Source organism: Marinimicrobium sp. C2-29 (assembly GCF_038419845.1).
Classification (GTDB): domain Bacteria; phylum Pseudomonadota; class Gammaproteobacteria; order Pseudomonadales; family Cellvibrionaceae; genus Marinimicrobium.
Genome location: NZ_JBCAQT010000003.1, coordinates 40287 through 53171, shown reverse-complemented (window position 1 = coordinate 53171; position 12885 = coordinate 40287). Strand labels below are relative to the sequence as shown.

Annotated in this window: 10 protein-coding genes; all 10 read right to left on the bottom strand. The window is 60.8% G+C overall.

Features of this window, described 5'->3' with window-relative positions:
- Positions 1-73: 73 nt before the first annotated feature.
- The 10 genes from AAE484_RS03775 to leuB all read right to left on the bottom strand — a co-directional run bounded on the left by AAE484_RS03775 (position 74) and on the right by leuB (position 12846).
- Positions 74-706: an SPOR domain-containing protein gene (locus tag AAE484_RS03775; RefSeq protein ID WP_341936999.1), complete on the bottom strand. Its 633-nt coding sequence runs from the start codon at positions 704-706 to the stop codon at positions 74-76.
- Positions 699-2000 carry a bifunctional tetrahydrofolate synthase/dihydrofolate synthase gene (folC, locus tag AAE484_RS03770; protein ID WP_341936998.1) on the bottom strand — a complete coding sequence of 434 codons (1302 nt, stop codon included), beginning with the start codon at positions 1998-2000 and terminating at the stop codon, positions 699-701. Before folC ends, AAE484_RS03775 begins: the two co-directional genes overlap by 8 nt.
- 12 nt (positions 2001-2012) lie before the next feature.
- Positions 2013-2885: an acetyl-CoA carboxylase, carboxyltransferase subunit beta gene (gene accD, locus AAE484_RS03765; protein ID WP_341936997.1), complete on the bottom strand. Its 873-nt coding sequence runs from the start codon at positions 2883-2885 to the stop codon at positions 2013-2015.
- Positions 2886-2980: 95 nt separating this feature from the next.
- Positions 2981-3787 carry a tryptophan synthase subunit alpha gene (gene trpA, locus AAE484_RS03760; protein ID WP_341936996.1) on the bottom strand — a complete coding sequence of 269 codons (807 nt, stop codon included), beginning with the start codon at positions 3785-3787 and terminating at the stop codon, positions 2981-2983.
- A gap of 24 nt (positions 3788-3811) precedes the next feature.
- Positions 3812-5056, bottom strand: coding sequence for a tryptophan synthase subunit beta (gene trpB, locus AAE484_RS03755; protein WP_341936995.1), 1245 nt, complete (start codon positions 5054-5056; stop codon positions 3812-3814).
- Positions 5046-5684 carry a phosphoribosylanthranilate isomerase gene (locus AAE484_RS03750; RefSeq protein WP_341936994.1) on the bottom strand — a complete coding sequence of 213 codons (639 nt, stop codon included), beginning with the start codon at positions 5682-5684 and terminating at the stop codon, positions 5046-5048. The genes trpB and AAE484_RS03750 overlap by 11 nt, the downstream gene beginning before the upstream one ends.
- 124 nt (positions 5685-5808) lie before the next feature.
- The gene (gene truA / locus AAE484_RS03745) at positions 5809-6702 is read right to left on the bottom strand and encodes a tRNA pseudouridine(38-40) synthase TruA (RefSeq protein WP_445928826.1); all 894 of its coding nucleotides are present in this window, start codon (positions 6700-6702) and stop codon (positions 5809-5811) included.
- Between the two features lie 141 nt (positions 6703-6843).
- Complete coding sequence (locus AAE484_RS03740) at positions 6844-10272, bottom strand: FimV/HubP family polar landmark protein (protein WP_341936993.1); 3429 nt, start codon at positions 10270-10272, stop codon at positions 6844-6846.
- Positions 10273-10584: 312 nt separating this feature from the next.
- Positions 10585-11694 (bottom strand): aspartate-semialdehyde dehydrogenase, encoded by a 1110-nt coding sequence (gene asd, locus AAE484_RS03735; RefSeq protein ID WP_341936992.1) that lies wholly within the window; start codon positions 11692-11694, stop codon positions 10585-10587.
- A gap of 69 nt (positions 11695-11763) precedes the next feature.
- Complete coding sequence (gene leuB, locus AAE484_RS03730; protein WP_341936991.1) at positions 11764-12846, bottom strand: 3-isopropylmalate dehydrogenase; 1083 nt, start codon at positions 12844-12846, stop codon at positions 11764-11766.
- Positions 12847-12885 lie beyond the last annotated feature (39 nt).

Sequence of the window (12885 nt, the reverse complement as noted above, 5' to 3'; positions counted from 1 at the left end):
TCCCCGGTTGAATGCGAGCGCATTTTAGCAGAGCAGCCAGACGCCAGATACCCCACCGGTCGCATTGGCGGCATCAGGGTTCAAATCGCAATATCAGCGACTCGACCTTGAGCGACTCATCCACGGCCGCTTTGATCGCCTCGGCCTGCGCCCGCTCGATTTTGGGCCCGATATAGACGCGGCTCACCTGCCCGGACGAGGTGGAGGCCTCGCGTACGTAGGCGCGATGACCTTCATCCTGCAGCCGGTCGCGCAGCTTTCGGGCGCTATCGGCCGAGCTCAGGCTGGCCACCTGCACCACCCAGGCCCCCTCTTCGGAGGCCGCTTCGGGCAAGCCAGAATCCGATTCGCCCTCGTCATCACCGGCGTTGTCACGGGTCCCGCCACTGGTCGTTTCGTCGGTATCGGCACCGGAAGCCGATTCCGACGCCTCCTGCGCTCGTGCCTGCTCCAGCGAGTCCGCAACCGGCTGCTCCCGGGCGTCGTCAGGCATGAACATGGTTTCCGGTGCGGGCGCGGGCTCCACATCATCCGGTGGCGTAGGCGACTCAAACGTCATGGTTTCGCGCTCGGGCGGGTCCGGAATCAGGGTCTCGGTATTGACCGGCTCCACCTGCTTTTCACGTAAGAAGCTGGGGACAAAAATCACCGCCAGGGCCACCAGCACAATGGCGCCCACCAGACGCTGTTTCAGGGCGCTATTCATTGTGCTCCCCACTAATGCCGCGCTCAAGCGACGCCCCTAGCCGCTCGAGCTGCTCGAGGGCGGCCGCCACCGTATAGAAAGAGCCCAAAATCACGATCCGATCACCCTCCTGGGTGTGCTGCAAAAGCCAGTTGATACCGTCCTGTACTGTACCACAGCCGGCCGGTTGGCCCCCCAGTGAAGCCAGGTCTTCGCTCAGTGTTCGGGTGTCGGCGGCTCTGGGGAGCTCCGGCAGGCTGGCCAGGTACCAGGTGTCCACCTGATCGATCAATGCGGACAGCGTGCCCCGGCGATCCTTGTCCGCCATCATGGCCACCAGAGCGACCACCCGGCCCGGTCGCTCCTGTTCGAGTCGGCCCGCCAGAAACCGGGCCGCCGCGGGATTGTGGGCCACATCCAGAATCCAGTCCCGACCTCGCCACGACAGTTGTTGGTAGCGGCCGGTGAGCACCAGCTCTGACAGGCTCCGATCCGCGCTTTTGGGCCGGGGGTCAAACCCAAGGGCGGCTGTCGCCTGCAGTGCGGCCGCCAGGCTCGGCAGCGGTAACGACGGCCGGGGCCCCGTCCCACGCCAGACTTCACCCTCGACGGAGGTCAGCCACCAGGACCAGTGGCCATCCTTGACCTCGTAGCCAAATTCCCGTCCCAGGCACTGCAGCCGCACGCCTGCCTCCTGCGCCGCCTCCAGAAGGCCGGCCGGAGGCTCAGGATCCGCACACAGCGCGGGCCGTCCCGGGCGATAGATTCCGGCTTTTTCACGCCCGATACTGTCCCGATTGTCGCCCAGCCAGTCCTGATGGTCCAGATCGATACTGGTGACCACAGCGACATCGGCATCGAGCAGGTTGACCGCGTCCAGTCGACCACCGAGGCCCACCTCCAAGACCATGATATCCACCCGGCGCTGCGCGAAAATATGGAAAGCGGCCAGCGTGCCAAATTCAAAATAGGTCAGACTGATATCGTCGCTCGCCTCGTCAATGGCGGCAAACGCGGCGCACACCTCCGATTCCTCGACCGGGGTGCCGTCGACCTGGATGCGCTCGCAGTAATGATGGAGGTGGGGAGAGGTATAGCTGCCGACCCGCTGCCCGGCCCGCCGCAGCAGCTCGGTACAGGCGAGGACACAGGAGCCCTTGCCGTTGGTACCGGCCACACTGATCACACGCGCCTGGGGCGATAGCAGGTCGAGCCGGCGGGCCACCGTGCCAATACGGTCCAGCCCCAGCTCTATGTCCTGCGGATGATGCCCTTCAAGCCATCTCAGCCAGTCGTCCAGGCGCTGAAAACGCATGGATGGGCCCAATCACACCGCCTCTTGGCGGGTGAATTTTGAAAGCAGGCGGGCCAGCGTATCGCGCATGTCGCGCCGGTGGATGATCATGTCGATCGCGCCGTGATCCAGCAGAAATTCGCTGCGCTGAAAGCCCTTGGGCAACTTCTGGCGGATGGTCTGCTCGATGATATTGGGGCCGGCAAAACCGGCACGGGCGAAAGGTTCCGCCACGTTGATATCACCCAGCAATGCCAGACTGGCGGACACACCGCCGTAAACCGGGTCGGTCATCACCGATACATAGGGGGTACCCTGCATTTTCAGGCGTTCGATCACCGCGCTGGTCTTGGCCATCTGCATCAGTGAAATCAGCGCCTCCTGCATGCGGGCGCCGCCGGTGGCCGAGAAGCACACCAGCGGGATGCCCTCTTCCAGAGCGACCTTGGCCGCGCGGGCAAAGCGCTCGCCCACCACATAGCCCATGGAACCGCCGTGGAAAGCAAATTCAAACGCCACAGCCACCACCGGCATCCCTTTGAGCTGGCCTTTCATGGCCACCAGGGCGTCTTTCTCGCCTGTGGTTTTCTGGGCGGCACTGAGCCGGTCCTTGTACTTTTTGACGTCGCGAAACTTCAACCGATCGATCGGCTCCACATCGGCCGCCAGTTCCTGCCGATGCTCCTCGTCGAGAAACAGGTTCAGCCGACTGCGGGCGCCAATGCGCATGTGATGATCGCACTTGGGGCAGACATCCAGGTTGCGCTCCAGCTCGGGCCGGTAGAGCACCGACTGACACTTGAGGCACTTCTTCCAGAGGCCTTCGGGCACCTTGCTCTTGCTGCTGGTGCCGCGCTTGCCTTCGGAGCGCACAACATTGGGAACGATTTTTTCTAGCCAACTCATGTAAAGGTCTCTCTAAAAAGAACTGTCCGCAACGACGGATCCGTGGCGCGGCGTTTTAACATTATAGACGTTTGAGGTCCAGACGGGCCCCTGGATCAGGCATCCAGCCCGGCGCGTATGCCACCGACGATCTCGCCGATGGCGCCGGCGATTCCGGCGCTGTCACTGGTTTCCATCTGCCCCATCCTGTCGACCAGAACGCTGCCCACAACCACGCCATCGGCCAGTACCGAGAGTTTGCGCGCGGTGTCCGGATCCTTGATACCGAAGCCGATACACAACGGCAGATCTGTCAGCTTACCAAACTCATCGAGCTTCGTCTTGACCGCATCCACATCCAGGTGACCGGCACCGGTCACGCCCTTGAGGGAAACATAGTACAGAAAGCCACTGGCCAGGGCCGCCACCTTGCGCGCCCGCTCGACACTGGTGGTGGGCGCGAGCAGCAGAATGTTGTCCACATCCACCACTTCGAGCTCCTTTTTCAGCTCCACGGCTTCTTCATGGGGCAGATCCACCGTCAAAAGGCCGTCCACGCCGGACTCGGAGGCGAGCCTGGCGATGGTATTGTACCCCATGCGCTCAATCGGGTTGACGTAGCCCATCAGGACCACCGGTGTCTCCTTGTCAGTCTCGCGGAAGGCGCGCACGACCTCCATGGTGCCCCTGAGGCTGATGTGATGGGCGAGCGCCCGCTCGTGGCCGCGCTGAATGACGGGCCCCTCCGCCATCGGGTCGGAGAAAGGCACACCCAGCTCAATGATATCGGCGCCCTGCTCCACCATGGCGTGCATGGTCGGCAGGGTGGCCTCGGGATAGGGATCGCCATTGACGATGTAGGTAACCAGGGCCTTGCGGCCCTGCTCTTTCAGGGTCTGTAAACGTTGGGCAATACGGCTCATTCGATCAATTCCTGGTGACGAGGCTTACACTTCGATACCGTCGAGTTTCGCGACGGTCAGAATATCTTTATCCCCTCGACCGGAGAGGTTGATGATGATGCTCTGGTCCGGACGCATGGTCGGGGCCAGCTTTTCCACATAGGCCAGCGCATGGCTGGACTCGAGTGCCGGCATGATGCCCTCGGTCAGCGTCGTTTTGCGGAAGGCGGCCAGGGCCTCCTCATCGTTGACCGCGACGTAATTCACCCGCCCCAGGTCTTTCAACCAGGAGTGTTCGGGGCCCACGCCCGGATAGTCCAGACCGGCCGACACCGAGTGGGTCTCGATGATCTGACCGTTTTCATCTTCCATCAGGTAGGTCCGGTTGCCGTGCAGTACGCCGGGAATGCCGGCACTGAGCGGTGCCGCATGGCGACCGGTCTCAACGCCGTCGCCACCGGCCTCCACGCCGTACATTTCCACACCGTCATCGCCCAGGAAGGGGTGAAAAAGCCCAATTGCATTGGATCCACCGCCGACACAGGCCACCAGGGCATCGGGCAGACGGCCGGTCTTTTCCAGGCACTGCGCACGCGCTTCCCGGCCGATCACGGACTGGAAGTCCCGCACCAGCTGGGGATAGGGATGCGGGCCGGCCACAGTACCGATGATGTAGAAGGTGTCATCCACATTGGTAGCCCAGTCGCGCATGGCTTCGTTCATGGCGTCTTTCAGGGTCTTCGACCCGGAGGTGACCGGTATGACCTCGGCCCCCAGCAGCTTCATCCGGTAGACGTTGAGCGACTGACGCTGAACATCTTCGGCGCCCATGTAGACGCAGCACTTGAGGCCCAGACGCGCGGCCACGGTGGCGGTGGCCACACCGTGCTGGCCAGCCCCGGTCTCGGCAATCACCCGTTGCTTACCGGTAAACTTGGCGAGCAATGCCTGGCCGATGGTGTTATTCACCTTATGCGCGCCGGTATGGTTCAGATCCTCACGCTTGAGGTAAATCTGGGCACCGCCCAGCTCTTTGCTCCAGCGCTCGGCGTGATACAGCGGTGATGGCCGCCCCACATAGTCCGCCAGGTCCTTGTCAAACTGGGCCTGGAAATCCGGATCGGCCTTGAGCTGACTGTAGATCCGCTGCAGCTCGTCCAGCGCATAGATCAGCGTTTCCGAGACAAAGCGTCCGCCATAGGGGCCGAAATGACCCTCGGCATTGGGGAAACTGCCGTAGTCGGTTTCCGAGTAGCGCTTGGCTCCAAACTCTTGAGTCTTACTGTTCACCTTGGTCACCATTGTTGGCATTGCGAATAAAGTGTTGGATTTTCTGCGGGTCTTTGCGTCCCGGTGCCCGCTCGACCCCGCCACTGACGTCCACCGCATAGGGGCGGGTCTGACTGACGGCTCGCGCGACGTTGTCGGGCGTCAGGCCGCCGGCAAGAATGATCGGGCGCGAGGCACTTTTCGGGACTCTGTCCCACTCAAACGTCTCGCCGGTCCCGCCCGGCACGCCCTTGCGATAGGCGTCCAGCAAAAATCCGGAGGCGCCGGGATAGCGGGCCATCTCGGCGTCGAGATCGAGCTCCGGACGCATCCGGATTGCCTTGATATAGGGGCGCCCGTAAAGCTCACACTGCTCGGCGCTCTCGTCACCGTGAAACTGTAACAACTGCAGTGGAACCTGCCGTAACGCCTCCCGAACGTCCGCCTCTTCGGCGTTGACAAAAAGCCCCACAAGCGTGGTGAACGGGCCGACCGCCTGTGCCACAACCCGGGCCCCGGCCGGGGTTACGGCGCGCGAACTGGGCGGATAGAACACCAGGCCCAGCGCATCGGCGCCGGCTGCCGCAGCCACCCGGGCATCGTCCGGATCGGTGATGCCACATATTTTAACGCGCGTCTGCCGTGTCATCGCCCGGACTCTATGCCTCTCAATTGCCTGAAACTTTGGGGGGCAATATTACCAGAAATGCCCCGCGATTGCTGCCGTAGCCGGCTCTTATCTCCGCTGAGACCGAAGAGCCGGCTCGGCTCTATTAATGCTCTTCGGGGCTCAGCTCGCCCAGGCCCTCGGGCACAAACAGTGGTCCCGGTGCCGTCTCGGGCAGCCCGAACCGATCGGGATACCCTACATTGACCAGATACAGGCCATTGGGGCGCGCCGTGACACCACCGGCGCTTCGGTTGCGGGCGGCCAGCACCTCGGTCATCCATTGAACCGGCGCCTCTCCGGCCCCGATGGCGATGAGCACGCCCACAATGTTGCGCACCATATGGTGCAGAAACGCGTTGGCTTTCACCTCAATGGCGATCAACTCGCCCCGCCTGGCCACGTGCAGATATTCCAGTTGCCGCACGGGACTGCGGGCCTGACACTGACTGGCGCGAAACGAGGTGAAGTCATGTTCCCCCACTAGGCAGGCGGCGGCCCGACGCATCGCCGCCTCGTCCAGCTTTTTTCTCGACCAGGTGATATGTCGGTGAGTGAGCCCCGAATAAGAACCCCGGTCTGAAATCAGGTAACGATAAGTGCGCGAATGGGCACTGAAGCGTGCGTGAAATGACGGCTCTACCGGCTTCGCCCACCGCACACTGATATCAAAGGGCAAGTGAGCCCGAGTGCCTTTGACCCAGGCTTTTTCTGGCCGTTGCGCCAGAGTATCAAAATGCACAACCTGCGCCGTGGCGTGCACACCGGCATCGGTGCGACCGGCACACACCAGAGTGATCGGTTCATTGGCAACCGCACTCAATGCGGACTCCAGCGTTTGCTGTACGGTTCTGACACCACTGCTCTGGGTCTGAAAACCGTGATAGTCCGAGCCCTGATATTCCACCGCCAGCGCCACCCTCGTCATCCCCTCGGGCCAGGGGGTGTCCGCGTGTATTTCAGTGTTGCGACTGTAGGGTTTCGCCGGAGCCTGAGTCATGTCATCACGTTGCTGTATGGTTGGGGAATACGACGTTATGGCGCAGGACGATCAATGGCTCTGCTCCAAATCGGCGGGGGCTGAAACGACAAAGCCTTGCACTGACTGTGCAAGGCTTTGATTCGGCTGTTGCGGTCCGTTTTAGGCTTCGATACGGCTCAACAGCTCGGCCGCTTCCTGCTTCTGCTCATCGTTGCCTTCCTGACTGACCTCTTCGAGTATATCCCGGGCGCCGTCGGCGTCGCCCATATCGATATAAGCGCGAGCCAGGTCCAGCTTGGTGGCCGCCTCATCGGTGTCAGCAAGAAAATCCAACTCCGAGTCCATATCCTCTTCGGAGCGCTCATCGTGAGTCTCACCCGTTTCGGCCGGTTCTGACTCGGCGGTCTCTTCGGAGAAGCCAGACAGCGCTTCCTCGAACATATCGTCTTCGTCGCTGTTGCTCCCGGATAGATCATCCGCCTCGCCCTCTTCAGTACCGGCCGAGGGTTGCTGCTCTTCGGCCGACGCCGACTCAATGGCGGGCTCTTCGAGATCGGCGTCCAGCTCGCTCATGTCCTGATCGAGACGGGACAGATCCATATCGTCCATGTCCATATCATCGAGGTCGAAGTCGGATTCGGCATCGCTGTCAGCGGTGGATTTTTCGGCCGCAGAAGGTTCTTCATCAGCTGAGGGCTGCTCCTCTGCTGAAGGCTCTTCATACGCTGAAGGCTCTTCACCCGCTGAGGACTCTTCACCCGCTGAGGGCTCTCTATCCGCTGAGGGCTCTTCATCATCGAAGTCCAGCGAGAAGTCTTCGTCGAGCTCGGGGGCGAAATCCTGTTTGTCGGTTTCGCTCCCGGACTCTGCGGGTGCCGTTTCGCCCAGGGAGTCTTCCAGGTCGAAGGAAAAGTCATCATCCTGGTCGCTGGTGGTAGTCTCGCTGCGTGACTCTTTTGTCACCGCTGAAGGCTCTTCATCCACCGCTGAGGGCTCTTGTTCCGTTGAGGGCTCTTGTTCCGCTGAGGGCTTTTGATCCGCTGAGGGCTCTTCATCCAGAGCGGACAGTTCCTCGTCCAGCTTATCCAGATCGGCCGTTTCCGAGTCTGAGGTTTCGAAGTCAAAGCTCCAGTCATCATCGGCCTTGTCATCGCTGGCTGCGCCGCTGAGCTCGTCGTCACCGGCCAGGTTCAGGTCCAGTTCCGGGAACTCTTCATCTGATTCCTTGGCCTGCGGTTCAGAGGCGTCGGCGGACGAGTCTTCTTCCTCGAGATCGAAATCCAGTGTGAACTCATCGTCGCTCTCACCGGTTTTGTCTTCGTCCCCGAAAGTCAGGTCGTAGCGGCTTGTGGAACTCCCCTCCAGATCGTCATCGTCGACCAGCGGCTTTTCATCCGCTTCCAGCTCACTGTCATCTTCCAGATCGAAACTGAAGTCATCATCGAGGCTCAACTCTTCCTCTGACGAGTCGCTCTGCGACGCCCGCTTATCAGATTCACCTTCTGCGGCGAATTCGTCGGACTCTTCCAGGTCGTCATCAAGATCCAGACTGAAGTCGAGATCCTCGGAAGCGCTGTCATCCAGGTCGGAGAAATCCATGGAAGGCTCAGCGCGGTCGTCTCGCGTCTCGCCCTCGTCGGCTCCACTGAAGGCGCCGGCACCCAGAGCACTGACATCGAACTCGCCAGCACCCGGGATGGTGTCACGCAGCTCGCCGGCCCGCTGGATGGCCGCCCGATCATCGGTGGCCAACAGGCTCGCATAGTGCTTGTCGAACGCTTCGACATCGCGATTCTCGGCGTTGACTTCCAGCAGCTTGGAGAGAATCTGTGGGGATCCGGGCTCTTTCTCCAGACCATTCAGCAACAGTTCTTCGGCCTGATCCAACTTGCCGTAGGCAATATAAATGTCAGCCTCGCCCACTACATCGCCCGTTTCGGCTTCCAGGCCCGGCTCTTCATTTTCCGCCCAGTCAGCGGAGTCATATTCTTCGTCCGGCTCCTGCGCGAGGTCGAACCCTTCGGCGTCATCATCAACCGCCTGGAAGTCTTCCTGACTGTCGGCAAAATTCTCAGCCTCAAAGTCCGAATCAAAGGTGTTTTCTTCGGCCTGTGTCTCATCGGTCTGACCGCGACGACGCAGCGCGTAGTAAACACCGGCCAGAATGACCAGTGCCGCCAGGGCAATCCAGAGGATGTTCTCCAAAAGGTGATCGACCAGAGTTTTGGACTGCGGGATGGAACGAACAACACGACGGCTGCGATCCTCTTCTGCGCTGGCCTGTTCGGTTGCCTCAGCTGCCTCAGCTGGCGTTTCCTCAGCGGCCGCTTGAGTTTCGGCCGGCTCGTCCTGTACAGCGGCCTGCTCTGTCGCTTCGGGCTCAGTCTCTCCAGTCGATTCCGGTTGTGCTGCGTCCTCTGACGGCTGATCCTGTGACTGTCGGGCCGCCGTCTGCAGGGCACTCAACTGCTCGTTGCTGGCCTCGATCAGGCTTTCCATGGTCTCTATCTGTTCCTCGAGCTCTTCAACCCGAGACGACAGTTCGGTGTTTTCACGCTGCGTGCGCTCCAGCTCTTCCTGGGCGCTGGCCAGGTCGGACTCCAACTCGGCGCCCCGGTCAGTGCTGTCGCCACCGCCTTGACCGGCGTCGTCGCTGCCGGACTGGTTCGGGGTGGCAAGCCGTACCTGGCCACTGACTTCTTCGGCATCACTCGGTGCGCTCGCACCACGACGGCCGGCGTCGAGCTGGGCACCCATCGCCCGATCCGAGTTCTGCTCGCTCCACTGGCGGTTGTGATCGGCCACTTCCCGCAACGCCTGCTGCTGTGATTGGCCCTGGATCTCGTCGCGGCTGGGCAAACGCAACACCTGCCCTTCACGCAGCAGGTTGATGTTGCCATTGATGAAGGCTTCCGGGTTTTTGCGCTGAATCGCCAGCATTGTCTGCTGTACGGAAACGTCTCGACCGGGGCGCACCTGCAGGGCAATTTCCCACAGGGTGTCGCTGTCTCCTACCGGACCATAGGTATTGGAACCCTCGCCCGCCGTCCCGCGGCGCGCTTCGGGTTCGGGCGCCCGATCGCGGCGGGCGCCCTGCTGTGGGGATTCGCGCCGCGAGCCGCTTGCCGTGTCGCGTCCCGAGTCGGCACGAGCCGCTTCCACCGGTTGGGTGCGGCGGTCGTCATCATAGGTCGGGAGATCTAACAGAAAAGTATATTCGCGCAGCAGACGGCCGCTGGCCCAGCGGGCCTCGACAAGGATGTTCAGATAGGGTTCACGCACCGGTTCGCGGGTGGTCACCCGGACAATCGGCCCGGACTCATGATCGAGCATCACTTCGAACCGCAACTGGCTGTAGTACTCCAGACGCTCAAGCCCCGCGCGCTCAAAATCCTCGTTGGAGGCGAGACGGACAATAATCTCATTCTCATCGAGCCCGCGAAGGTTGGTCAACTCAATGTCGGCCTGCAGAGGCTGGTTGAGCGCCGACTTCAACTCGGACTCGCCCAGACCCATGGCGTACCCCGGCTGCGAGACCAGTAAGGCGGCCAAACCCGCGATATAAATCAGCTTTCGAAGCAGATACATAGGATGATCCTTTATTATCTCCCTGGCCCCCTTGTGCCCGACTGAAGTCACCGACTCTCCCGTCGATTTAGAAGGCACTGCGAACCCGAATGGTTATGCAGGTGAGTACAACCTAGAATAATTCTTCACTAATGGCTGTAAGTATTCATTATAAATAGCTTTTTATCAACACTTTAGCCAGAACCCACCCGGACTTTTTGGCATGTTTTTATACATTCTTTGCACCGCTGCACAAAAACGGGGGATTTTTTTGGCAAAAACCCCACCAGACCGGGTCTGGTGGGGTTTCATCAAACCCGCCAAGACGCCAAATCAGGCCTCCTTGAGGATACGCAGCACCCGACGCAGAGGCTCGGCCGCACCCCAGAGCAACTGGTCCCCGACGGTAAAGGCCGAGAGGTATTGCGGGCCCATGTTCATCTTGCGCAGGCGCCCCACAGGCACATCCAGCTTGCCGGTCACAGCCGTGGGGGTCAGGTCACGCAAAGTGGCATCGCGCTCATTGGGAACCACCTTGGCCCACTGGTTGGCTTCGGCCAACATGCTTTCAATCTCATCCAGCGGCACATCCTTGTTCATTTTGATGGTCAGTGCCTGACTGTGGCAGCGCATGGAACCAACCCGGACGCAGATACCGTCGATGGGGACGGGGTTGTCACTGCGACCCAGAATCTTGTTGGTTTCCACGTGCCCTTTCCACTCTTCCTTGCTCTGACGGTTATCCAGTTGCTTGTCGATGAACGGCAGCAGGCTGCCGGCCAAAGGGAACTCAAAGTGATCCACCGGGAAATCGCTGCTGCGCATGCTGGCGGCCACTTTGCGATCGATGTCCAGAATGGCCGAGGACGGATTGGCCAGCTCATCGGAGACTGAATCGCGCAGCGTGCCCATCTGATTGAGCAGCTCACGCATGTTCTGGGCGCCGGAACCGCTGGCTGCCTGGTAGGTCATGGCCGAAACCCACTCCACCAGACCATTGCGGAACAGACCGCCCAGGCCCATCAACATCAGGCTGACAGTGCAGTTGCCCCCGACATAGTTCTTGACGCCCTTGGCGATGCTGTCCTGGATCACATCCAGGTTCACCGGGTCCAATACCAGCGCCGCGTCATCTTTCATCCGCAGGGTTGAGGCCGCATCGATCCAGTAACCTTTCCAGCCGGCCTCGCGCAGCTTGGGAAAAACGTCGCTGGTGTAGTCGCCGCCCTGACAGGTCACAATCGCATCCAACGCCTTGAGCGCGTCCAGATCAAAGGCGTCTTTCAGCGGCGGAATGCCATCGGCCACAGCCGGGGCCTGACCACCGGCATTGGAAGTGGAGAAGAAGACCGGCTCGATGTCCGCGAAATCGTTTTCGGCCTGCATGCGCTCCATCAGTACCGAACCGACCATGCCGCGCCATCCAATAAAACCTACTTTCATAATCTGTCTCTCTCTTTGCAAGTGTGTGAATTCTTTTTCCGCCCGCCTGAATCGACGGGCCTACTTTGGCTATCCGTCTTTCAGAGCCTCAACCACCGCATCGCCCATCTGCGAGGTGGACACCTGGCGGCTGCCCTCAGTCACGATATCGGCGGTGCGCAACCCCTGGTCGAGCACCCGCCCCACCGCTGCTTCAATGGCATCGGCCGCCTCGGTCATGGACAGAGAATAGCGCAACATCATGGCCACCGACAGAATGGTGGCGAGCGGGTTGGCAATGCCCTGTCCGGCAATATCCGGCGCCGACCCGTGACAGGGCTCGTACATGCCCCGACCGTTCTTGTCGAGTGATGCCGAGGGCAACATGCCGATGGAGCCGGTGAGCATGGCGGCGGCGTCGGACAGAATATCGCCGAACATGTTGCCGGTGACCACCACATCAAACTGTTTGGGAGCCCGGACCAACTGCATCGCGGCGTTATCCACATACATATGGGACAGCTCAACGTCGGGATATTCCGGGGCCAGACGCTCCATGACTTCGCGCCAGAGCATGGTCGCCTCCAGCACATTGGCCTTGTCGACCGAGCATAGCTTTTTGTTGCGCTTACGTGCCATCTCAAAGGCGGTGCGGCCGATGCGCTCAATCTCGCTCTCGCAGTACTTATAGGTGTTATACCCTTCCCGCTCGCCATTTTCCAGAGTGCGGATACCGCGCGGCTCACCAAAATAGATACCGCCGGTGAGTTCGCGCACGATCAGGATGTCCAGGCCGGAAACCACCTCGGGCTTCAGGCTTGAAGCCTCCACCAGCTGTGGGTAGAGCATGGCCGGGCGCAGGTTGGCATAGAGTTCCAGTGAGGAACGGATTGTCAGCAGGCCTTTTTCGGGACGGATGGCCCGATCGAGCTTGTCCCACTTCGGCCCGCCCACGGCGCCCAGCAGAATGGCGTCGGACTGGCGCGCCTTGTTCAGCGCCGCTTCGGTCAGCGGGACGCCGTGGGCGTCAATGGAGCAGCCGCCCATCAGGTCCTCGTCAAAAGCCAGGTCGAGGCCGAACTGCACGGTCACCCGATCCAGAACCTTTTTGGCTTCCGCCACAATCTCCGGGCCGATGCCATCGCCGGGGAGCAGTAGAATCTGTTTTCCCACAATGAAACTCCTTCAATATTGTCTGAGTATTTTCAGTTC

What these genes read in the sequence shown, in the direction of transcription:
- AAE484_RS03775 (WP_341936999.1), bottom strand. Translation starts at nt 706, where the DNA reads ATGAATAGCGCCCTGAAACAGCGTCTGGTGGGCGCCATTGTGCTGGTG.
- folC (WP_341936998.1), bottom strand. Translation starts at nt 2,000, where the DNA reads ATGCGTTTTCAGCGCCTGGACGACTGGCTGAGATGGCTTGAAGGGCAT.
- accD (WP_341936997.1), bottom strand. Translation starts at nt 2,885, where the DNA reads ATGAGTTGGCTAGAAAAAATCGTTCCCAATGTTGTGCGCTCCGAAGGC.
- trpA (WP_341936996.1), bottom strand. Translation starts at nt 3,787, where the DNA reads ATGAGCCGTATTGCCCAACGTTTACAGACCCTGAAAGAGCAGGGCCGC.
- AAE484_RS03750 (WP_341936994.1), bottom strand. Translation starts at nt 5,684, where the DNA reads ATGACACGGCAGACGCGCGTTAAAATATGTGGCATCACCGATCCGGAC.
- truA (WP_445928826.1), bottom strand. Translation starts at nt 6,702, where the DNA reads ATGACTCAGGCTCCGGCGAAACCCTACAGTCGCAACACTGAAATACAC.
- AAE484_RS03740 (WP_341936993.1), bottom strand. Translation starts at nt 10,272, where the DNA reads ATGTATCTGCTTCGAAAGCTGATTTATATCGCGGGTTTGGCCGCCTTA.
- asd (WP_341936992.1), bottom strand. Translation starts at nt 11,694, where the DNA reads ATGAAAGTAGGTTTTATTGGATGGCGCGGCATGGTCGGTTCGGTACTG.